This is a genomic window from Rhizorhabdus antheiae (assembly GCF_049889055.1).
Classification (GTDB): domain Bacteria; phylum Pseudomonadota; class Alphaproteobacteria; order Sphingomonadales; family Sphingomonadaceae; genus Rhizorhabdus.
Genome location: NZ_JBLTWO010000014.1, coordinates 60,695 through 82,340, shown reverse-complemented (window position 1 = coordinate 82,340; position 21,646 = coordinate 60,695). Strand labels below are relative to the sequence as shown.

21 protein-coding genes are annotated in these 21,646 nt (G+C 66.7%); 15 read left to right on the top strand and 6 right to left on the bottom strand.

Annotated features, from left to right (window positions below; translation table 11 throughout):
* Window positions 1–163: 163 nt before the first annotated feature.
* The 4 genes from hemE to ACNI3R_RS19300 all read right to left on the bottom strand — a co-directional run bounded on the left by hemE (window position 164) and on the right by ACNI3R_RS19300 (window position 3,505).
* Complete coding sequence (hemE, locus tag ACNI3R_RS19315) at window positions 164–1,186, bottom strand: uroporphyrinogen decarboxylase (RefSeq protein ID WP_426186480.1); 1,023 nt, start codon at window positions 1,184–1,186, stop codon at window positions 164–166.
* Window positions 1,183–2,025 (bottom strand): oxygen-dependent coproporphyrinogen oxidase, encoded by an 843-nt coding sequence (gene hemF / locus ACNI3R_RS19310; RefSeq protein ID WP_426186477.1) that lies wholly within the window; start codon window positions 2,023–2,025, stop codon window positions 1,183–1,185. Before hemF ends, hemE begins: the two co-directional genes overlap by 4 nt.
* On the bottom strand, window positions 2,022–2,897 hold the full coding sequence (gene hemC, locus ACNI3R_RS19305) for a hydroxymethylbilane synthase (protein WP_426186474.1): 876 nt from the start codon (window positions 2,895–2,897) through the stop codon (window positions 2,022–2,024). The genes hemF and hemC overlap by 4 nt, the downstream gene beginning before the upstream one ends.
* Before the next feature lie 137 nt (window positions 2,898–3,034).
* On the bottom strand, window positions 3,035–3,505 hold the full coding sequence (locus ACNI3R_RS19300; protein ID WP_426186471.1) for a TspO/MBR family protein: 471 nt from the start codon (window positions 3,503–3,505) through the stop codon (window positions 3,035–3,037).
* A 50-nt stretch (window positions 3,506–3,555) separates the two neighbouring features.
* On the opposite strand from ACNI3R_RS19300, the gene ACNI3R_RS19295 reads away from it, so the two are divergent.
* Genes ACNI3R_RS19295 through bchO form a run of 3 tightly spaced genes read left to right on the top strand, consistent with a single transcriptional unit; the run spans window position 3,556 to window position 7,108 of the window.
* A complete protein-coding gene (locus tag ACNI3R_RS19295) occupies window positions 3,556–4,521 on the top strand; it encodes an ATP-binding protein (RefSeq protein WP_426186468.1) in 966 nt (321 codons plus the stop codon).
* Window positions 4,518–6,236, top strand: a complete 1,719-nt coding sequence (locus ACNI3R_RS19290) for a magnesium chelatase subunit D (RefSeq protein ID WP_426186465.1) — start codon at window positions 4,518–4,520, stop codon at window positions 6,234–6,236. Before ACNI3R_RS19295 ends, ACNI3R_RS19290 begins: the two co-directional genes overlap by 4 nt.
* Complete coding sequence (gene bchO / locus ACNI3R_RS19285) at window positions 6,233–7,108, top strand: alpha/beta fold hydrolase BchO (protein WP_426186462.1); 876 nt, start codon at window positions 6,233–6,235, stop codon at window positions 7,106–7,108. Before ACNI3R_RS19290 ends, bchO begins: the two co-directional genes overlap by 4 nt.
* 128 nt (window positions 7,109–7,236) lie before the next feature.
* Here the strand turns inward: bchO and ACNI3R_RS19280 are convergent, their stop codons facing one another.
* Window positions 7,237–8,136, bottom strand: coding sequence for a hydratase (locus ACNI3R_RS19280; RefSeq protein ID WP_426186459.1), 900 nt, complete (start codon window positions 8,134–8,136; stop codon window positions 7,237–7,239).
* Complete coding sequence (gene crtD, locus ACNI3R_RS19275; RefSeq protein ID WP_426186456.1) at window positions 8,070–9,626, bottom strand: 1-hydroxycarotenoid 3,4-desaturase CrtD; 1,557 nt, start codon at window positions 9,624–9,626, stop codon at window positions 8,070–8,072. Before crtD ends, ACNI3R_RS19280 begins: the two co-directional genes overlap by 67 nt.
* A 198-nt stretch (window positions 9,627–9,824) precedes the next feature.
* Here crtD and ACNI3R_RS19270 point away from each other — a divergent pair, with 198 nt between their 5' ends.
* The 12 genes from ACNI3R_RS19270 to ACNI3R_RS19215 all read left to right on the top strand — a co-directional run bounded on the left by ACNI3R_RS19270 (window position 9,825) and on the right by ACNI3R_RS19215 (window position 21,184).
* Window positions 9,825–10,805 carry a methyltransferase gene (locus ACNI3R_RS19270; protein ID WP_426186453.1) on the top strand — a complete coding sequence of 327 codons (981 nt, stop codon included), beginning with the start codon at window positions 9,825–9,827 and terminating at the stop codon, window positions 10,803–10,805.
* A gap of 96 nt (window positions 10,806–10,901) precedes the next feature.
* Window positions 10,902–11,846 carry a chlorophyll synthesis pathway protein BchC gene (gene bchC / locus ACNI3R_RS19265; RefSeq protein WP_426186450.1) on the top strand — a complete coding sequence of 315 codons (945 nt, stop codon included), beginning with the start codon at window positions 10,902–10,904 and terminating at the stop codon, window positions 11,844–11,846.
* Complete coding sequence (locus ACNI3R_RS19260) at window positions 11,843–12,826, top strand: chlorophyllide a reductase iron protein subunit X (protein ID WP_426186447.1); 984 nt, start codon at window positions 11,843–11,845, stop codon at window positions 12,824–12,826. Before bchC ends, ACNI3R_RS19260 begins: the two co-directional genes overlap by 4 nt.
* Before the next feature lie 2 nt (window positions 12,827–12,828).
* Window positions 12,829–14,349, top strand: a complete 1,521-nt coding sequence (bchY, locus tag ACNI3R_RS19255) for a chlorophyllide a reductase subunit Y (RefSeq protein WP_426186444.1) — start codon at window positions 12,829–12,831, stop codon at window positions 14,347–14,349.
* Window positions 14,346–15,806 carry a chlorophyllide a reductase subunit Z gene (bchZ, locus tag ACNI3R_RS19250; RefSeq protein WP_426186441.1) on the top strand — a complete coding sequence of 487 codons (1,461 nt, stop codon included), beginning with the start codon at window positions 14,346–14,348 and terminating at the stop codon, window positions 15,804–15,806. Before bchY ends, bchZ begins: the two co-directional genes overlap by 4 nt.
* Window positions 15,807–15,945: 139 nt before the next feature.
* Entirely contained in the window at window positions 15,946–16,101 is a 156-nt protein-coding gene (gene pufB / locus ACNI3R_RS19245) for a light-harvesting antenna LH1, beta subunit (RefSeq protein ID WP_426186438.1), read from the top strand.
* 47 nt (window positions 16,102–16,148) lie between these two features.
* A complete protein-coding gene (gene pufA, locus ACNI3R_RS19240) occupies window positions 16,149–16,328 on the top strand; it encodes a light-harvesting antenna LH1, alpha subunit (RefSeq protein WP_426186435.1) in 180 nt (59 codons plus the stop codon).
* A 118-nt stretch (window positions 16,329–16,446) separates the two neighbouring features.
* Complete coding sequence (gene pufL / locus ACNI3R_RS19235; RefSeq protein WP_426186432.1) at window positions 16,447–17,271, top strand: photosynthetic reaction center subunit L; 825 nt, start codon at window positions 16,447–16,449, stop codon at window positions 17,269–17,271.
* Window positions 17,272–17,285: 14 nt separating this feature from the next.
* Entirely contained in the window at window positions 17,286–18,257 is a 972-nt protein-coding gene (gene pufM / locus ACNI3R_RS19230; RefSeq protein ID WP_426186429.1) for a photosynthetic reaction center subunit M, read from the top strand.
* Window positions 18,254–19,330 (top strand): photosynthetic reaction center cytochrome PufC, encoded by a 1,077-nt coding sequence (gene pufC, locus ACNI3R_RS19225; protein WP_426186426.1) that lies wholly within the window; start codon window positions 18,254–18,256, stop codon window positions 19,328–19,330. The genes pufM and pufC overlap by 4 nt, the downstream gene beginning before the upstream one ends.
* A gap of 67 nt (window positions 19,331–19,397) precedes the next feature.
* On the top strand, window positions 19,398–20,648 hold the full coding sequence (locus ACNI3R_RS19220) for a DUF3422 family protein (protein ID WP_426186423.1): 1,251 nt from the start codon (window positions 19,398–19,400) through the stop codon (window positions 20,646–20,648).
* Between the two features lie 260 nt (window positions 20,649–20,908).
* Window positions 20,909–21,184 (top strand): hypothetical protein, encoded by a 276-nt coding sequence (locus ACNI3R_RS19215; protein WP_426186420.1) that lies wholly within the window; start codon window positions 20,909–20,911, stop codon window positions 21,182–21,184.
* The last annotated feature ends 462 nt before the right edge of the window (window positions 21,185–21,646 follow it).

Here is a 21,646-nt window from a genome sequence, read left to right as displayed (position 1 = left end):
GTGCAGTAATTCCGGTTTGACTGGCGGGTGATCTACCCGCTGCTATGTGAGATGCGGCTTTATTGCTGCCCCGTCATCATCATAGCCTCGTTTATCAGCTTACTCCGCGCGGCAATGTCTCAGGCTTGGTAGCGCCGTAGGCGCCGCCAACCCTTACACCCCCTCACGCCGCCCCACGCACCCGCGCCAATAGTGCCTCGACATGGGCAATCGGGGTTTGCGGCAAGATGCCGTGGCCGAGGTTGAAGATGTGGGGGCGGTCGCGGAGCGCCGTGGTCACCCGGTCGATCGCGGAGTCGAGTTCGGCGCCGCCGGCGAGCAGGGCGAGCGGGTCGAGATTGCCCTGGACGGGTAGCCCTTCGGGCAGTGCCGCGTTCGCCCATGCCGGGTCGACGGTTTCGTCGAGGCCGATCGCATCGGCGCCGGTTTCCTTCGCATAGGCGACGAGCTTGCCGCCCGCGCCCTTGGGGAAGCAGATCACCGGCGTTTCGGGATGGCGTTCGTGGAGCGCGGCGACGATCCGGGCGGTCGGGGCGATTACCCAGCGGTCGAACTGGGCGGGGCTGAGGGTGCCGGCCCAGCTGTCGAACAATTGCACCGCCATCGCGCCGCACGCGATCTGCCGCGAGAGATAGTCGATCGTCAGCTCGGTCACGACATCGATGATGTGCGCGAAGGCCTGCGGGTCGCGATAGGCGAACTCGCGCGTCTCATGCTGGTCGCGGCTCCCCTGACCGGCGACCATATAGGTCGCGACGGTCCACGGCGACCCGGCAAAGCCGAGCAGGGTCGTCTCCGGCGGCAGCGCGGCGGCGACGCGGCGGACGGTTTCATAGACCGGGTCGAGCCGGTCGAGCGCGGGGGGCAGGCGGTCGATGTCGAAATCCGCCAGCGCCGGGGTGAGCTGCGGACCTTCGCCGGGCCCGAAGCTCAGCGCCTGGCCGAGCGCCCATGGCACCATCAATATGTCGGAGAACAGGATCGCGCCGTCGAAGCCGAAGCGGCGGATCGGCTGGAGCGTGATCTCGGCTGCGGTCGCGGGATCGGTCGCGAGTTCGAGGAACCCGCCCTTGTCGGCCCGCAGCGCGCGATATTCGGGCAGATAGCGCCCGGCCTGCCGCATCAGCCACACCGGCGGGACGTCGGCGCGCGTGCCCTTGAGCACGGAGAGCAGCGGCGGCGTCATGCCCAGGTCGCACGCGGCGGGAGGCTCATCAGGATCGCGTCGATATTGCCGCCGGTCTTCAAGCCGAACAGCGTGCCGCGATCATAGACGAGATTGAACTCGGCATAACGCCCGCGCCATTCGAGCATCGCCGCCTCGTCCTCCGGCGTCCACGGATCGTTCATCCTCCGCCGGACGATGCGCGGATAGGCGTCGAGGAAGGCGCGCCCGACATCCTGGACGAAGGCGAAGTTGGTGGCGAAATCGCCCTCCAGATGATCGAAGAATATGCCGCCGACGCCCCGGTTGACGCCGCGGTGCGGGATGCGGAAATAGTCCTCTGCCCAGGCCGAGAAGCGCGGATAGTCGCCCGCCGGGTGGGCGTCGCAGGCGCGTTGCAGCGTCGCGTGGAAATCTGCGGTGTCTTCGGGATAGGGAAGCGGCGGGTTGAGATCGGCGCCGCCGCCGAACCAGCGTTTGGTGGTCGTCAGGAAACGGCAGTTCATGTGCACCGCAGGGACGTGCGGATTGGTCATGTGCGCGACCAGGCTGATCCCGGTGGCGAAGAATTGCGGGTCTTCGGCCGCGCCGTGGATCGACTTGGCGAAATCGCCCTCGAATGCACCGCCGACGGTCGACACATTGACCCCGACCTTTTCGAAGACGCGGCCCTTCATCACGCCGCGCACACCGCCGCCGCCGGGTTCGCCGGACGGATCCGAGCGGTCCCAGGCTGTATAATCGAAACTGGCATCGGAGCCCGCCTCGCGCTCGATCGCCTCGAATTCGGCGCAGATCAGGTCGCGGAGATGCTCGAACCAGTGCCGGGCCTGGGTCTGTTCGGAGTCGAGAGGCTTCATGCGGCGAACAACTTTCGGATGGAGTCGGGTGCGCGGGCCAGCAGGTCGCGCGCCAATGATGCGGGATCGTTGCCAGAGCCGGCGACATGGGCACTGCCGTCTTCGGCATAGAGCTCGGCCCGGATCAGGCCGCTCGTGTCCGCCAACGCCGCCACCGGCGAGTGGCAACCGGCGTTGAGCCCGGCGAGCAGAGCGCGTTCGGCCAGGACGCAGCCATGGGTCGGCGGGTGGTCAAGCACCGCGAGCATCGCGCGCATGTCGGCATCGTCGCTCCGCGCCTCGATCCCCACCGCGCCCTGCGCAGGGGCGGGCAGCATCACGTCGAGCGCGATCGGGGTGCCGACATCGGGCCGCTGGAGGCGCTCAAGCCCTGCCGCCGCGAGCAGCGTGGCATCGGCCTCTCCCGCCGCCAGCTTGGCGAGGCGCGTGTCGACATTGCCGCGAAACTGGACGATCGTCAGGTCGGGGCGCATCCGCAGCAATTGTGCGCGACGGCGCGGCGAGCTGGTGCCGACTGTGGCGCCCTGCGGAATATCGGCGATGGTCGCAGCGCCGATCAGCCGGTCGCGCACATCCGCGCGCTGCAGCATGGCGACGATCGCGATGGCGGCGGGACGGATCGTCTCGACGTCCTTCATCGAATGGACCGCGCAGTCGATCTCGCCCGCCAGCAGGGCCCGGTCGAGTTCCTTGGTCCACAGGGCCTTCCCGCCGATATCGGCCAGAGGACGGTCCTGCACGACATCGCCGGTGGTCTGGATGATGACGATCTCGGCCGCGACGCCGTGAGCGGCGATCAGTGCGTCGCGCACCATCCCGGCCTGGACCAGCGCGAGCGGCGATCCACGGGTGCCTATGCGAAGGGCCTTCACGAATGCGCCGGCTGATGACGGCGGTACATTATTCCGACGGACATTCGTTCCCCATCCCCCTGTCGCTTTGGCAAAAGGTAAGAGCAGGCTTCGGCACTGTCAAACGATCTGGACAGTGTTGCTTCAGCGGAGAGCGGTCAGCCAAAGGGGCCGTTGAGGCGCACGATGGCGTAGTTCAGCCAGGCGGCGAAGCTGACCCAGAGCAGATAGGGCAGGATAAGCAGGCTGGCGAAGTGCGAGATCGGCCAGAGCCCGATCACCAGCGCGACCAGCGACGACCAGAGGAATATGACCTCGATCAGCGCCCAGTCGGGGCGGCGCGCCCGAAAGAACAGCGGGCTCCAAAGCGCGTGAAACAGGGCGTTCGTCGCGAAAAGGATGATCACATTGGTTCGTGCAGCCGCATCGGGGGCTGCGTTCCACGCGGTCACCGCCGACCAGGCAGCAAGGCCGAGAATGATGGTCCAGGCCGGACCGAACAGCCAGTCCGGCGGCTGGAGCGTCGGCTTGGAGAGCTTTCGGTACCAGGTGCCGATCGGCGTCATGAGCCCGCCGAGCACGCCGAGAAACAGGGCGCCGCCCCCGGCAACGATGATCGGCGTCCACATGTCTCACTATCCTGTCTTGTAGAGTGTCCAACCCGTGTTACAGTCCGCCGGTGCGTGTGTCATTTCCATTCTCCGCGATCGTCGGCCAGGACGAGATGAAGCGCGCCTTGCTGATCGCGGCAGTCGATGCCCGGATCGGCGGGGTCATGGTGTTCGGCGACCGGGGGACCGGCAAGTCGACGGCTGTGCGCGCGCTTGCCGGGCTGTTGCCGCCGATCGATGCGGCCGCTGCAGGCTATCAGGACGGTACGCCCCGCAAGGGCAAGGTGCCGGTACCGTTCGTCGACCTGCCGCTGGGCGCGACCGAAGACCGCGTCGTGGGGGCCCTCGATCTCGAACGGGCGCTGGGAGCCGGCGTCAAGGCGTTCGAGCCGGGGCTGCTCGCGCGGGCCAATGGCGGCTTCCTCTATATCGACGAGGTCAATCTGCTCGAGGACCATATCGTCGATCTGCTGCTCGACGTTGCGGCGTCGGGCGAGAATCTGGTCGAACGCGAGGGGCTGAGCGTGCGCCATCCCGCGCGCTTCGTGCTGGTCGGCAGCGGCAACCCCGAGGAAGGCGAACTGCGCCCGCAATTGCTCGATCGCTTCGGCCTGTCCGTAGAGGTGCGGACTCCTGGGGATCTGAAGCAGCGGGTCGAGATATTGAAGCGTTGTGACGCGTTCGAACGCGATCCGCAGGGTTTTTCCGAAAGCTGGAAGCGCGCGGAACGCAAGACATTGAAGCAGATTGCGCGCGGTCGGGAAGCGCTGTCGACCGTGACGATACCGGACGCCGTGCTGGCTTATGCCTCGCGCCTCTGCATGACGGTCGGAGCCGATGGACTGCGCGGCGAACTGACGCTGATGCGGGCGGGGCGTGCGCTGGCTGCACTCGATGGGGCCGACGCCGTGAGCACGGACCATATTGCGGCGGTCGCGCCGATGGCGCTGCGGCACCGTCTGCGCCGGGGAGTTCTCGACGATACGGGCTCGACGGCGCGGATCGAACGCGCGCTGGAGGATATGGTGGCGTGACCGGGTCGCGCGAAGCCGCGCCCGATGCCTTTGCGGATGCAGTGCTGGCGGTGCGGATGTGCGCGATCGATCCGGGTCTTGGCGGCCTGATCCTGCGGGGCGGGGGCGAACGCCGCGATACGCTTGTGCCGGCCATGCGGGCGAGCCTCCCGGCGGATGCCCCGATGCGACGCTTGCCGGTTCATGTCGATGATGAGCGGCTGCTGGGCGGCATCGATCTCGCCGCGACCCTCGCCCTCGGGCGCGCGGTGAAGAGCCCCGGTCTGCTCGACGAAGCGGCCGGCGGCGTCCTCGTCGTGCCGATGGCGGAGCGGATTTCTGCGGAGACGGCGGGGCGCATCGGTGCGGCGATGGACGGCGCCGATGAGCCCTTCCTGCTCATGGCCCTTGATGACGGCGTCGAGCCGGACGAACGCCCGCCGGCGACGCTGGTCGAACGGCTCGCTTTCGCGATCGATCTTTCCTCCCAGACTTCGGGCGAGGGCTCCTTTGCCGCACGATGGCAGGACGACATCGCAAGCGATCCGACCGTCGCGATTCCGCCGCCCGAACTTGTGATCGGCCCGCAGCCCCATGCCGGGGAGGACATGATGACGGCGCTGGTCACCACCGCAGCCGCGCTTGGCATCGAGTCGGCCCGCGCGCCGATCCTGGCGCTCCGCGCGGCGCGGGCCTCGGCCAGGCTCGCGGGGCGGGTCGATGTGAGCGAAAAGGATGTGATGCTCGCCGCGCGTCTCGTCCTGGCACCGCGCGCAACGCGTCTGCCCGCAGCGGCCGAGGAGGATGCGGCGCCGGAACCGCCGCCGCCTTCGTCGGACACCGACGCCGGCAATGATGAACGCGGCGAACCTGGCCCCGTCGAAGACATCATTCTCGCCGCCGCGCTGGCGGCCTTGCCCAAGGATGTGCTGGCGCGGATCGCCGCCGGGCGCAGCCGAAAGGCCGGCCGCGCCAACGGGGCGGGGGAGCGACAGCCTTCGGGCGCGCGCGGTCGGCCGATGAGCGCGCGTGCCGGCATGCCCGGGAGCGGGCGTCGGCTGAGCCTGATCGACACGCTGCGCGCGGCAGCGCCGTGGCAGAGGCTGCGCGGCGCCGCTGGCGGCCGGGTCGCTGTCCGCCGCAGCGACCTGCGCATCCGCCGGTTCGAGACGCGCGCGCGCGCGCTCACCATCTTTGCGGTCGATGCTTCGGGCTCGTCGGCGCTGGCGCGGCTGGCCGAGGCCAAGGGGGCGGTCGAGCTGTTGCTGGCCGAAAGCTATGTGAAGCGGGCCGAAGTCGCGGTCGTCGCCTTCCGGGGGACCATGGCGGAGCTGTTGCTGCCGCCCACGCGCTCGCTGGCGCGCGCGCGCCGCTCGCTTGCCGAACTGCCGGGGGGCGGGGGGACGCCGCTGGCAGCCGGGCTGAATGCGGCCCGCGAAATCGCCGAGAGCGCACGGGCGCGGGGCCGGACGCCTTTTGTCGTGGTGCTGACCGACGGCCGCGCCAATATCGCCGCCGATGGCAGCGCGGCGCGCGAGGCGGCGGAACGCGACGCCATTGCGGCCGCCGGCGCGATCGGCGCGGCGGGCATCGCGAGCGCCTTTGTCGACATATCGGCGCGGCCCAGGCCCGAAGGCGCCAGGCTCGCGCGGGAAATGGGTGCGCGCTATCTGCCGCTGCCGCGCGCCGATGCGGCGGCGATGCACGCCGCCGTCACGGCGGCGCAGGCCGGATGAGCAGGCCGCGCTGGGACGTCGAGGGCCGCGACTGGCCCAATCGCGCCCACAGCCGGTTCGTCGAAGTCGGGCGGATGCGCTTCCATGTCCAGATAATGGGCGACGGGCCGGTGCTGCTGTTGCTGCACGGCACCGGCGCAGCGACGCACAGCTGGCGCGCTCTGGCGCCGTTGCTCGCCGAACATGCCACCGTCATCGCGCCCGATCTGCCGGGGCACGGCTTCACGACCGGGCGTCCGGCCGGCGGGATGGGGATAGTCGCGATGGCGCGCGCTGTCGGCGAGTTGCTGGACGTGCTGGAGATCCGGCCACAGGCGATAGCGGGCCATTCGGCCGGGGCAGCGATCGCCATCCGCATGGCGCTCGACGGCGTCGCCGATCCCGCCGCGATCATCGGGCTCAACGCGGCACTGCTGCCCTTTCCGGGGCTGGCCGCAGCGCTGTTTCCCACGCTCGCACGCCTGCTGTTCGTCAACCCCTTTGCGCCGCACATCCTCTCGCGATTGATGCGCACGCCGGGCGAGACGGCGCGCTTCCTCGCGCGCAGCACCGGCTCGCGCATCGATCAGCAGGGCATAGGCTGCTATGAGCGGCTGTTCGCCACCTCGGACCATTGCGCGGGCGCGATCGGGATGATGGCCGATTGGGATCTGGAGGCGCTGAAGCGCGACCTGCCCCGGCTGCACACGCCATTGCTGCTGGTGCATGGCGAGGCCGATGCGGCGATCCCGCTTGCGACCGCGCGCGGGGCCGCCGCCATGGTGAGCGGTGCCCAGTTGCAGACCTTGCCCCGTCTCGGCCATCTCGCCCATGAAGAGAAGCCGGCGGATATTGCCGTCATCATCAGAAACTTTCTGGAGGCATCCCTATGAGTCTGGGTCTGCTCGACCTCGCGATCGCCGGCATACCCGCGCTCGCCTTCGGCATCTGGCAACTCCTATCGATCAACCGCGAGATCGCGCGCGACCGGCAGAAGCGCGAGGAGGCGGCGCAGAGCGCGTCACCAGAAAGCTCTGGGCATCCTGTAGGGGAGCATCGACTGGATGATCGGTGAGCGGAAGCGACCGAGCGACAGGCTTTCGTGCACCGCGTGCACGTCCTCGCCGAACAGCCGGGTCGCCAACGCCGTCCGCGCGTAGAAGGGCGCGTCGATCCATGTCCTGAGGACATGAGGCGTGTGGCCCGCGTCGGCGCGCGTCGCCCGCTTGACCAGCCAGCCGCTGCGCGGCAGCGGCGCAGGCGCTGGCTGGACTACATCGTGCCAGCGCCCCTGCCGATCGAATCGCAGCGCCAGATCGAAAGGTGTGCCGTCGCGCCGCCGCCCTTCATAGAGCACCGCCACATCCTGCTTCAGATGCGCGCGCGACCAATGCCATTCGTCGAACCCGTCCTCGAGCGGCTCGTCGCCGAAGTTCGAATCGAAATAGCCTTCGCCTTGCCAGGTCACGCCGGGATGCGTCATCGCCACTTCAACGCGCGCACGCGGCGCGACCGGATGCCAGCGATGCATACCGGCCGGGTCGAGTGCGAAGGCGGTAGTGCCGATCATCTCGGGTGTCACCCGCACCGTGCCACGTACGCGATAGGGGATTGGAGCCGAAATCTCGGCGATCTCGATCACCAGCGTGTCGCCGTCCCAGCTGAGTGCGCTCGGGCCGACGGCGAAGTGATCGCGCCCCCGGTCGACGCGGGCCGCGCCGCGCTCGGTCATCGCCCAGGCGCTGCCGCGCGGTCCGGCGAGCGAAATGTTGATCGCGCAGTGATTGTCGGGTCGCTGCCGTCCGCTGAACTTGTAATAGGGCGAGAAGACGCTGCCGATGAAGGCGATGATCGTCAGCCCGTAACGGCCGTCCGCGCTGGTTGCGTCGATGTACCACCAGGCATAGCCGTTCGGCGCCACCGCGACATCGAAGCGCGGTCCCTGAGCAGACAGTCGACGGCTAGCTGGCCGGAAAGCGCCGCCATCGGGACGCCCGCGCCGGGGTGGGTGCTCCCGCCCGCGCAATAGAGCCCAGGGATCGCTGTCCGGCTGCCCTGCCGGCGGAAGGAGGCCGCCCACCCGTGCGAGGCCGGTCCATAAAGGGCTCCACCCGTCGACGGAAACAGCGCCTCGAAATCGTTCGGCGTCGTCAGTACCGCCGAGGCTCCCAGATCGAGCGAAAGTCCCGCCCGCGAAACGCTGTCCAACATGCGCTGTGTGCATAGGTCGATCTCCGCTTGGGATAGGGGGGCGCCGTCGCCGGTGGCGGGAGCATTGACGATGATCTGGACGCGCTCTCTGCCCTCGGCGCGCAGCGCACCGTCATCGTCGCGATCCTGCGCGCAGAGATAGACGCTCGGGGCATCGGCCAGCCGACCGGCGCTGAGCGCTGCGAACTCTGCGGCGTAGTCCTTCGAGAAAAAGACGCTGTGGTGGACCAGCGGGAAGCCCGTTGCTTCCGCCTGCGCGGTCCACACCATTGCGCTCAGCGAGCGGCGCTGGGGGGAAATCCTGGCAGTTGCGTGCCGCGCAGCATGGCCGAAGGCGCCGGAACCGATCGCGGCGGGGTCGGCGTTGCACAGCACCGCACTCGCCTCGATCCGTTCGCCGTTCGCCAGGATGACCCCCGAAGCCCGGCCCCGCTTGACGAGGATCTCACGGACGCGCGCGCCGTAACGAAAGCGCGCGCCGACGCGGCGCCCGAGTGATTCGAGCGCGCGTGCGAGTCGATGCATGCCGCCGTCGATCAGCCACACCCCATTCGCCTCGACATGGGAAATCAGCATCAGCGTCGCCGGGCACAGGAAAGGCGAAGACCCGCAATAGGTGGCGTAACGACCGAACAGCTGGCGCAATCGCGGATCAGCGAAATAGGCGCCCAGTGCGCGCCACATCGATGTGTAGGCCCGCAAGTTCAGATAGTCGGGGAAGCCCCGCATGCCCATCCGCCAGCCAAGGCTGATCGGATCGGTCTTGGTCCTCCGCAGGAAAGGGCGATCGAGCGCGTCGAACAGCCGCTTCGCCTCGGTCCGGAAGGCGCGGTAGCCGCGCGCTTCCTTGGCGCCGGCGAAGTCGCCAATGGCCTCCTCGCTGGCGGCAGGATCGGCATAGAGGTCGAGGCGCGAAGGCCCCCAGGCATGCCGCGCCAGCCGGTTCGCCGGTCGCAGCTTCAGATGATCGGCCATGGTTTCGCCGCACGCGTCGAAAATGCCCTGGAAAATCTCGGGCATGGTGAAGACGGTTGGCCCGCCGTCGATGGCGACGCCGCCGACATCGACCGCGCGGAGCTTGCCGCCGGGTGCGTTGCCCGACTCGACCACCAGCACGTCGGACCCCGCAGCCGCCAGCAATGCGGCGCTGACAAGTCCGCCGACACCTGTTCCGATTATGACGATGGGTCCGTCCGGCATCGCTTTTCCTGTTCGATTGACGCAATGCTATCATGTGTCCAGACTATTGGACATATGATTGTGTCCAAAAAAACATATTCCGGCTGGCGCGGCCGTTGGTTGGCCATCCGCAATCGCGTCCTGTCCTCGCAGCGATTTCAGCGGTGGGCGGCACGGTCGCCGCTGACCCGGCCGATCGCACGGGCGCGGGCAGGAGAGTTGTTCGATCTCGTCGCCGGCTTCGTCTACTCGCAGATCCTGGCGGCCTGCATAGAGACCGATCTGCTCCGCCATCTTGCCGGCGGACCTCTGACGGCGGAACAGCTTGGCCCCCGCATCGACCTGCCGGCCGAGGGCGTAACGCGCCTGTTGCGGGCGGCAGCGGCGCTGCGACTCGTCGAGCCGATCGGACCGGCCTGGACGCTGGGGAGCGCCGGTGCGGCCATGACCGGCAATCCTGGAATTGCGGAGATGGTGGCGCATCATCGCCTGCTCTACGCCGACCTTGCCGATCCGGTGTCCCTGCTGCGCAGTGGCGGTGGCAGGGGCAGGCTGGCGGGGCTGTGGCATTATGCACAAGCCCCCGGCCGTGGGGAGGATTCGGCGGTTGCCGCCTATTCGGCGCTGATGGCGGCATCGCAACCTCTGGTCGCCCGGCATGTGATAGACGCTTATCCGTTTCACCGTCACCGGAGGCTGCTCGACGTGGGCGGCGGCGAGGGGGCGTTTCTGGCCGCAGTCGGCGCGCGCGCGCCTGAACTCCAGCTGGCGCTGTTCGATCTTCCCGCCGTCGGCGAGCGCGCCCGCGCGCGGCTCGATGCTGCGGGCCTGGCTGTGCGCACGCGAATCCACGGCGGCAGTTTTCTCAGCGATCCGCTGCCCGACGGACATGACGCGATTTCGCTGGTCAGGGTGCTCCATGATCATGACGACGCGCCCGCCATGACCCTGTTGCGCGCGATCCATGCGGCGCTTCCTCCGGGCGGGACGCTCGTCATCGCTGAACCGATGGCCCAGACTCGGGGCGCCGAGGCGGCGGGCGACGCCTATTTCGGCTTCTATCTTCTCGCGATGGGATCGGGGCGTCCCCGAACATCGGAAGAGATTCGCGAGATGTTGCGCGCCGTCGGATTTAGCAAATCGCGCGAAATTCCGACGACTATTCCCCTAACCGTCCGCGTAATCACGGCTGCGAAATAAACAAGTGTCCAAGTACGTTGACATGGAACAGTGTCTAGCGCACATTACACCAGCGTTAGAGGCCAGCATGTGCTCGACGCCGGGGAGCCAAGTCTGATGGAGGCTGTTGCAGTCATTCTGGAAGCGCCGGGGCAGCTGTCGCTGCGACCGCTCGCGCTGACCCGGATGGCTGCGGGCGATGTCCGCGTCGAGATCGACTGGAGCGGAATTTCCTCCGGCACCGAGAAACTCCTGTGGACCGGCCGGATGCCGAATTTTCCCGGCATGGGCTACCCGCTCGTCCCCGGATATGAATCGGTCGGTCGCATCGTCGATGCGGGCGACGACGCCAGCGCGCGGATCGGCGAATATGTGTTCGTCCCCGGCGCCAATTGCTACGAAGGCGCGCGCGGCCTGTTCGGCGGGACGGCGCGGCAGGTGGTAATTCCCTCCGCCCGGGCCATCCCCATCAGCCAATCGCTGGGCCGCAATGGCACGCTGATCGCACTGGCAGCGACCGCCCACCGGGCGATCGCGGTAGGCGGGGTGCCCGATCTTATCGTCGGTCACGGTATTCTGGGTCGGCTGATCGCGCGGATCGCCATAGCGACCGGCGGCGACGCCCCCGTCGTGTGGGAAGCCAATCCGGCCCGGCGCGAGGACGGCTTCGGTCAGGCGGGCTTCGACTATTCGGTGATCGATCCGGACGCTGACGACCGCCGCGACTATGCCGCGATCTGCGATGCCAGCGGTACGCCCGATGTGCTCGACCTCGCCTTCGCCCGGTTGGCGAAGGGCGGGGAAGTGACCCTCGCGGGCTTCTACGACCGGCTGTCCTTCGCCTTTCCGCCTGCGTTCATGCGGGAAGCGCGCATGCGGATCTCTGCCGAATTCACCCCCGCTGATCTCGCTGCGGTCGTCGAACTGCTCGATATCGGGCTGCTCGAGTTCGACGGGCTGATCAGCCACACCCGGCCCGCTGCGGAAGCAGATGCCGCTTATCCGCAGGCGTTCACCGACCCTGCGTGTCTCAAAATGGTCCTGGATTGGAGAACGCTGTGAGCATGCTGGACCCGAGTACGCTGCGCGAGGAAGCCTCCTGGGAGCCCGATCCCGTGCCTTCGGGGCCGGTGACCAAGGAGACGCAGATCATCGCGATCTACGGCAAGGGCGGCAGCGGCAAGTCATTCGCGCTCGCCAACCTCAGCTATATGATGGCGCAGCAGGGCAAGCGCGTGCTGCTGATTGGCTGCGACCCGAAGAGCGACACGACCAGCCTGCTGTTCGGCGGCAAGTCGACGCCAACGATCATCGAGACATCGTCGAAGAAGAAGCTCGCCGGCGAAGAGGTGGGGATCGAAGATGTCTGCTTCCAGCGCGACGGCGTGTTCGCGATGGAGCTGGGCGGCCCGGAGGTCGGTCGCGGCTGCGGCGGGCGCGGGATCATCCACGGCTTCGAGACGCTGGAGAAGCTCGGCTTCCACGAATGGGGCTTCGACTATGTCCTGCTCGACTTCCTCGGCGACGTGGTGTGCGGCGGCTTCGGCCTGCCGATCGCGCGCGACATGTGTCAGAAGGTGATCGTCGTCGCCTCCAATGACCTGCAATCGCTCTACGTCGCGAACAATGTCTGCAAGGCGGTCGAATATTTCCGCAAGATGGGCGGCAATGTCGGCGTCGCGGGAATGATCCTGAACAAGGATGACGGCACCGGCGAAGCCAATGCCTTTGCGGAAGCGGTGGGCATCCCGGTGCTGACCGCGATCCCCGCGAATGAGGATATCCGCAAGAAGAGCGCGAATTACCAGATCATCGGCAAGCCCGGCGGGCAATGGGCCTCGATCTTCGAGGAGCTGGCGACCAATGTCGCGGAGGCGCCGCCGCTTCGCCCCACGCCCCTCGATCAGGACGGGCTGCTGGGGCTGTTCAGCGCCGATGTGACCGGAGCGGACTTCACGCTCAAGCCAGCGACCCAGGCGGACATGCGCGGCGCGGCCTATGCGCCCAAGCCGAGCCTCGAAGTCGTGTACGACGCGGTCTGATCGTGGATATCGATAATCTTTCCCGCGATCGCGACCGGATCGACCTTTCGGCGCCCACCGAGGGCGGCTGCTCGTCCGGCGATACGCTGCGTGCGGCGGCGGTCGAGGCGGGGAAGTCCGACATTCTCGACCGCTACGCTGCCGACTATCCCAAGGGCCCGCACGATCAGCCGCAATCGATGTGCCCCGCCTTCGGGTCGTTGCGCGTCGGCCTGCGCATGCGCCGCACCGCGACGGTCCTCTCGGGCTCCGCATGCTGCGTCTACGGTCTGACCTTCACCAGCCATTTCTACGGCGCGAAGCGCAGCGTCGGCTATGTGCCCTTCAGCTCCGAAACGCTCGTCACCGGCAAGCTGTTCGAGGACATCAAGGAAGCTGTCGAGGGGCTTGCCGATCCGGCGCTCTACGACACGATCGTCGTCACCAACCTGTGTGTGCCGACCGCATCGGGCGTTCCGCTGCAACTGCTGCCCGATCAGATCAACGGCGTGCGCGTCATCGGGATCGACGTTCCCGGTTTCGGCGTTCCGACGCATGCCGAGGCGAAAGATGTGCTGGCGGGCGCGATGCTCGCTTATGCCCGGCGCGAGGCCGAGGTCGGACCGGTCGCTGCACCGAAAGAGCGCTCGGCCCGCCCGACCGTCACCCTGCTGGGCGAGATGTTCCCGGCCGACCCCCCGGGCATCGGGCTGTTGCTCGAGCCGCTCGGCCTGGCCGCCGGCCCGGTCGTTCCCACGCGCGAGTGGCGTGAGCTGTACCAGGCGCTCGACTGCGCCGTGGTCGGTGCTATCCACCCCTTCTACACCGCGAGCGTCCGCGAGTTCGAGGCCGCTGGGCGCACCGTCGTCGGCTCTGCCCCGGTCGGTGCCGATGGCACCGCAGCCTGGCTCGACGCGATCGGCGCGGCCTGCGGGATCGCTCAGGACAAGGTCGATGCAGCGAAGAACCGCTTCATCCCGGCGATCCGTGGCGCGCTCGCTGCCCGACCGGTCTCGGGACGCGTCACCGTCTCCGGCTATGAGGGCTCGGAGCTGCTCGTGGCGCGCTTGCTGATCGAGAGCGGGGCGACCGTGCCCTATGTCGGCACCGCCTGCCCGCGCACGGTCTGGTCCGATCCCGATCGCGACTGGCTGGAGGCCCATGGTTGCCGGGTGCAATATCGCGCCAGCCTGGAGCAGGACATCGCTGCGGTCGAGGAATATGGCCCCGACCTCGCCATCGGCACCACGCCCGTCGTCCAGCATGCCAAGCAGAAGGCGATCCCGGCGCTCTACTTCACCAACCTGATCTCGGCACGGCCGCTGATGGGCCCCGCGGGTGCGGGAAGCCTCGCCATGGTGGTCAACGCCGCGCTCGCCAACAAGCACCGCTTCGACCGGATGACCGAGTTCTTCGAAGGTGTCGGCAGCGGCGCGACCGCCGGCCAGTGGGAAACCACGCCCGTCGATCGCCCCGAGTACAAGGCCAAGTTCGCGGCCAAGCGCATTGCCGCCGCCAAGGCGGAAGAGAGCGTCGGCGTATGACCCTCATCCTCGATCACGACCGCGCCGGCGGCTATTGGGGGGCGGTATACGCCTTCACCGCGATCAAGGGCCTGCAGGTCATCATCGACGGCCCGGTGGGCTGCGAGAATCTGCCGGTCACGTCGGTGCTTCACTATACCGACGGCCTGCCGCCGCACGAACTGCCGATCGTGGTGACGGGGCTGGGCGAACAGGAGCTCGGTCGCGACGGAACGGAAGGCGCGATGCGCCGGGCGTGGAAGACGCTCGACCCGGATCTGCCGGCGGTCGTCGTTACGGGCTCGATCGCCGAGATGATCGGTGGCGGCGTCACGCCCGAAGGCACCAACATCCAGCGCTTCCTGCCGCGCACGATCGACGAGGATCAGTGGCAGTCGGGCGACCGCGCGCTGACCTGGCTGTGGACGCAGTTCGGGCCGAAGAAGGTGCCGCCGGCCAAGCCGCCGCTCGCGGGGCAGAAGCCCAAGGTTAACATCATCGGTCCGATGTACGGCACGTTCAACATGCCTTCCGACCTGGCGGAGATCCGCCGGCTGCTCGAGGGCATCGGCGCCGAAGTGAACATGACCTTCCCGCTCGGCAGTCACCTGGCCGACGTCAAGAAGCTGGCGGCGGCGCAGGTCAATGTCTGCATGTATCGCGAGTTCGGACGCGGCCTGTGCGAGGCACTCGAACGGCCCTATCTCCAGGCGCCGATCGGGCTGGAAAGCACAACGCTCTTCCTCCGCAAGCTGGGCGAACTGACCGGCCTCGATCCCGAGCCGTTCATCACCCAGGAAAAGCATACGACGATCAAGCCGCTTTGGGATCTGTGGCGCTCGGTCACCCAGGATTTCTTCGGCACTGCCAGCTTCGGCATCGTCGCGACCGAAACCTATGCGCGCGGCATCCGCAAGTTCCTCGAGGACGACATGGGTCTGCCGTGCAATTTCGCAGTAGCGCGCTGTGCCGGCGCGAAGTCGGACAATCAGGCGGTCAAGGACATGATCGCCACCAATCCGCCGCTCGTCCTGTTCGGCAGTTTCAACGAGCGGATGTATATGGCGGAGGCTGCGGGCGGTGCCGGCGGTATGCGCGGCTGCTACATCCCGGCGAGCTTCCCCGGAGCGGTGATCCGCCGCCATACCGGGACGCCGTTCATGGGCTATGCAGGCGCGACCTACATCGTGCAGGAAGTCTGCAACGCGCTGTTCGACGCGCTTTTCCACATCCTTCCGCTTGCCGGCCAGCTCGACGCGGTCGAGGCGACCCCGGCGCGCAACCAGAGCGAAGTGACCTGGGACGCGGCAGCGAAGATCGAACTCGACGCGGTCGTCGAGCGTGCTCCGGTTCTTGTCCGCATCTCGATGGCGAAGCGCATCCGCGACGCTGCCGAGCGCGCCGCGCGCCGCGCTGGCGAGGCGTCCGTGACGCCTGAACGCCTCGCGATAGCGATTTCCGAAAGCCGCGGGGCATGACCGCGGCCAAGCCTTACCGCGCGATGCGACTTGGATCGCTGCGGGCGCACCAATCCTGCCGGGCATGTTGCTCGGGTGGATGCCGTCGGGGAGCGCGTTTCACGCTCCTGCCCTCGTCGGGAATAATGGAGACGTAGAGATGAATGATCCGAACGAAAGGATGGGGCTCGCTACCTACCTGAGCCCTGAAGAAGCCAAAGAATTCCACAAGCTGTTCATCACCAGCTTCCTGATGTTCACGGCAGTGGCGATCGTCGCTCACTTCCTGGTCTGGAACTGGCGCCCCTGGCTGTAAGCAGCATCGCTGCGGAATTCTGGACTGACTGAGAAAGGAACCACGACATGTGGAGGATTTGGCTGATATTCGACCCGCGCCGTGCGTTGGTCGCGCTGTTCATTTTCCTGTTCGTGCTGGCACTGCTGATTCACTTCATCTTGCTGAGCACCGACAAGTTCAACTGGCTCGACGGCCCCCGGACTGCCCCTGCGGCGGCCACGGCCCCGGTCGCGCCAGCGAGCTGACGGCACGTCAGGTGACTTCGAGTGGGCGGGGCGGTCCCAAGCGTCCGGCCCGTCCACTGAATTTTTAGATTTTTCGAAGGGTCGCTGTCGTTGATCGACGCGGCCGGGAGGTTTGGCCATGGCCTTGCTGAGCTTTGAGCGAAAATACCGTGTCAGAGGCGGCACGCTTCTCGGCGGCGACCTGTTCGATTTCTGGGTCGGCCCGTTTTACGTCGGCTTCTTCGGCGTCATCAGCGCCATTACGGCGGTGCTTGGCACGCTGCTGATCCTATATGCGGCCTCGCTGGGGCCGACGTGGAATCCGTGGCTGATCAGCATCGCTCCACCGGACATCAGTTACGGCCTGGGCCTCGCGCCACTGCGCGAAGGCGGGTTCTGGCAGATCATCACCGTCTGCGCGATCGCGGCCTTCTCGTCCTGGGCACTCCGGGAAGTCGAGATCTGCCGCAAGCTCGGCATGGGATATCATGTCCCCTTCGCCTATGGCTTCGCCATTTTCGCCTATGTCAGCCTCGTCGTGATCCGCCCCGTGTTGCTGGGCGCCTGGGGATTTGGTTTCCCCTATGGCATCTTCAGCCATCTCGATTGGGTGTCGAACACCGGCTATCAATATCTGCATTTCCACTACAATCCGGCGCACATGCTGGCGGTCAGCTTCTTCTTCGTGACCGGCGGCGCACTCGCCTTCCATGGCGCGCTTGTCCTCTCGGCGGTCAATCCGCCGCCGGGCGAGGCGGTCAAATCGCCCGAATATGAAGACGCATTCTTCCGCGACACGATCGGCTATTCGGTCGGTACGCTGGGCATCCACCGGCTGGGCCTGTTCCTGGCGCTGTCGGCGGGTTTCTGGAGCGCGATCTGCATCATCATCTCGGGCCCGTTCTGGACACGCGGCTGGCCGGAATGGTGGACGTGGTGGCTCAACCTGCCGATCTGGTCGTGAGAGGGGGATAGACGATGCGCTATCAGAACATGTTCACGCAGGTGCAGTTGCGCGGGCCGCTGGAGATGGGGCCGCCATTGCCCCCCAGCAGCTTTGCTCGCGGTGACCTGGCAATCTACAATTATTGGGCCGGCAAGCTCGGCGCCGCGCAGATCGGGCCGATCTATCTCGGCAAGCTCGGCATCGCCTCGCTCGTCTGCGCCTTCCTTGCCTTCGAGATCATCGGTCTCAACATGTGGGCCAGCGTAAACTGGGATCCGATCCAGTTCGCCCGGCAGCTGCCGTGGCTGGCGCTCGAGCCGCCGGGGCCCCAGTGGGGCTTCACGCTCGCGGTGCCGCTGGCCGAGGGCGGCTGGTGGCAGATGGCGGGCTTCTTCATGACCGCCGCGCTGCTCCTGTGGCTCGTCCGCACCTTCCGCCGCGCCAGCGCGCTGGGCCTGGGTAATCATGTCCCCTGGGCGTTCGCCGCCGGCATCTCGCTGATCCTGACGCTGGGCTTCATCCGCCCGTTGCTGATGGGCAGCTGGTCGGAGGCGGTGCCGTTCGGCATCTTCCCGCACCTCGATTGGACGGCGGCTTTCTCGATCCGCTACGGCAATCTGTTCTATAATCCGTTCCACTGCCTCTCGATCGTGTTCCTGTACGGATCGACCCTGCTCTTCGCGATGCACGGTGCGACGATCCTGGCGGTCGGGCGCTATGGCGGCGAACGCGAGATCGAGCAGATCACCGATCGCGGCACGGCTTCTGAACGCGCGGCGCTGTTCTGGCGCTGGACGATGGGCTTCAACGCCACGATGGAATCGATCCATCGCTGGGCCTGGTGGTTCGCGGTGCTGTGCCCGCTGACCGGTGCGATCGGGATCCTCCTGACCGGGACGGTCGTCGACAACTGGTATCTCTGGGCGATCGAACATGGCTATGCGCCGGGCTATCCCAGCACGGGCGTGATCGATCCAGCCACCTTGCCGGGAGCGCCGCAATGACCCGCATCATGATCAAAGTGGCCGCCGCCAGCATCGGGCTGATCCTGCTGGCCGGGTGCGAGCTGGGGCCGAAGGACACCGCCCAGGTGGGCTATCGCGGCACCGGCATGAACCTGATCGTCGACAAGGACAATGTGCCTCCGCCGGCGACCATTCCTCCGATCGCCTATCCGCTTCCGCCCGAGGGCGGGGACCTGGCGTCATCGGCCTACCAGAACGTCCCGGTGCTCGGCAGCATGAGCAAGGACCGGTTCGACCATATGATGGCACAGATCAGCCAATGGGTCGCGCCGGCCGAACAGGGATGCAATTACTGCCATAATCCCGAAAATATGGCGTCGGACGAGAAGTACACCAAGATCGTCGCCCGACGCATGCTGTTGATGACGCGCCAGATCAACACGGGTTGGTCGAGCCACGTCAAACAGACCGGCGTCACCTGTTTCACCTGTCACCGCGGACAGCCGGTGCCGGCGAACATCTGGGCGCAAGAGGAAGGACCGCCCAATCCGCGATCCATCCGCGGCAACAAGCATGGGCAGAACACGCCTACTCCCGTAGTTGCCTATGCTTCGCTGCCGTCAGGCGGGTTCAGCGCCTATCTCGCCGGGAAGGAAAATATCCGGGTGGCGTCGACCAAGGCTCTGCCGTCCGATCACACGGCGTCGATCCACGCCACCGAGAAGACCTATGGCCTGATGATGCACACCAGCCAGGCACTGGGGGTGAACTGCACCTTCTGCCACAACAGCCAGTCCTTCGCCGCCTGGAACCGTAGCCGGGCCCAGCGTGCTCAGGCCTGGTACGGCATCCGCATGGTGCGCGATGCCAACAACAGCTACATCACCCCGCTTGCGTCGGTCTTCCCGGCCAATCGCAAGGGGCCGATGGGCGATCCGTACAAGGTCAACTGCACCACCTGCCACCAGGGCGTGAACAAGCCCCTCGGCGGCGTGAGCATGGTCGACCAGGCGCCCTGGCTGATCCAGGCGCCCGCACCGGCGGCACCGGCGCCCGCTCCGTCCATTGCGATGGCGCCGGCAACGGGCACGCAGGTCGCGGCAGCCCAATGACGATGGCCCGCGCCGCTGGTTCGAGCGGCGCGGGTCCAGACTTTCCGACACTGCGAGCGCGCGGGGCATGATGCGCAATCACGCCCTGCGCGCTTCGCTGTCGGAGGAGATGCACGTCCGGCGGCTTCCGCGCCTGTCGGCGCCGTGCCGCCTCATGCAGATCATCACCCTGACCGGCGAGGGCGGCGGCGAAGCGAGCCGCGCGCATATGGACGCGCTGGCCCAGGGCAGCCGGGCGATCGTTCCGGTCGCCGCCAAATATGGCGTCATCGCCCTCGACGGCTTCACCCTGGTGTGGGAGCGGCACACCGAATTCGTCAGCCACACGCTGATCCGTGAAGGGCCCTATGATGCGCCGTTCGACGAGGCGCTGTTCGAACCGCTGCTCAGCCGGATCCTGGCCGACCTGCCCGGCGACGTGATCCGCGCGACCCAGATCGCCTTTGCCCCGCGCGATCGACCGGAACCGTCGGCGGAGGAACGCGATCGCTGGTTCTCCTCCGAGGCGACGGTGGTGTGCGACGTGGCGTCCGGCGCCGCCAGGATCATGTCGGATTTTCGCTTGCACGAGGACGGCTATGGCCGGCTGCTGGTGCTCGATCGGGATCTGGCGCTCGACGAGCCCGCGCAGCTTCTGATGCGGCTTCAGGAACTCGGCAATTACCGCAATATGGCGCTGCTCGGCCTGCCGCTCGCGCAGCGGCTCACTCCGCGCGTGTCCGAGCTCGAGGCGCGGCTGGCGGAGCTGACCGGCGCGGTGTCGGAGCGGACGTCGCAGGACGACGAGCTGCTCGACGAGCTGACCTTTCTCTCGGCCGAACTCGCGCGGATCGTCGCCGAGACCCGCTATCGCATGAGCGCCACGCGCGCTTATGCCCAGCTCAGCACCGACCGGCTGGCCTCGCTCCAGATCGGGCTGGTGCGTGGCCACCAGACGCTGGCCGACTTCACCGAACGGCGGCTGACGCCGGCCGTGCGGACCTGTGACAGCTTCTCCGCCAGGCTGGAGGATCTGTCGCAGCGCGCCGCCTGGACCAGCGAATTGCTGCGCACCCGGATCGATACCGCGCTGGCTAAGCAGAATACCGTGCTGCTCGCGTCGATGGACCGCCGGACCGAGGTGCAGTTGCGGCTGCAGCAGACGGTCGAAGGTCTGTCGGTGGTCGCGATCAGCTATTATCTGGTCGCGTTGATCGGCTATGTCGTCGGCGCGGTGCCGGGGCTGTCCTACAAGGTGGCTATGGCCGGCGTCGTGCCGCTGGTGCTGACGATCGTCGCGCTGGCCCTGATGCGGGTGCAACGGAAGCTGCACGAGTAGGTGGATCGACGAAGCTCGCCGTGGTAGAGAGCTTTCCCACTTTCACAAAGGTGCAAGGCGAGCTGCCTTCTGCGTCATCGGTGCAGAACGGCCTGCTATAGAGCTAGAGCGGACAGCAAGATCGCAAACCCGCCTGTCGGCTCTCAACCCATTGCTGGCGTTCTAAGAACTCATATAACGATAGCATGAAGCTGCTAGTATTGCCGTCGCTCCTGCTCATAGGAGGTTGTGCCCACTCTCCAAGCGGGCACGACCGATTGATGCAGCACATCGAGCAGCGTGTTACCCTGCCGCCCGATGCATCCCCAATATCGAACTACAAACGCTATTATAGTTGGAAAGCTAAGGAGCGCCGGAAAACTGTTCGAGCGTTGTATGTGGTCGAAGGGGCAGGTGGCCGAATTTGGGTCAGCGATAAAGATATTCCGTTCGTAGTTCACGGTGGATGCGCCGTCGTCTGGTTCACCTTTGACGTGAAGGAAGATCACGCATGGGCCGTTCAGTGTAACGATAATGGGCCACATCGCAGCGAATGACAGCTACCCACCCCGCGCGGATGCTAAGCGGTCGCAGCTGAAAGCTATCGATCACGGATCGACCCGTAGCGGAAGTTCAGCGGATGGAATATTGGGTAGCGAATGTGCCGCAATCGTGGATTTTGGTTCGCAATCATCGCCTCTTTGGCGTCCGCCTGTGCGGCGGCGGCTCCGGAGACGGATGCCTTATTGGGCCGTATCGTCTCCGGGCACAGCTTGGATGATTGGACGGTTGAAACCAGCCACTCTTGGTGTGTGCCGTCTGGCAAGTTTAACGACCAATGCTTGATGGTGCAGCTTCGGAAGGGGACGACCATGGTCGTTGCCCTAACCCGCCCAATCGAGCGCAGTCCTTTGGGTGGCGTCGGGACGGAGATGATCTATCGGGTGTTCTCCATCGAACTTCCCGTTGGCGCTGAACTGGCAAACTGCCGCGACGTGGAAGGGAAGGCGGCCGTGCTA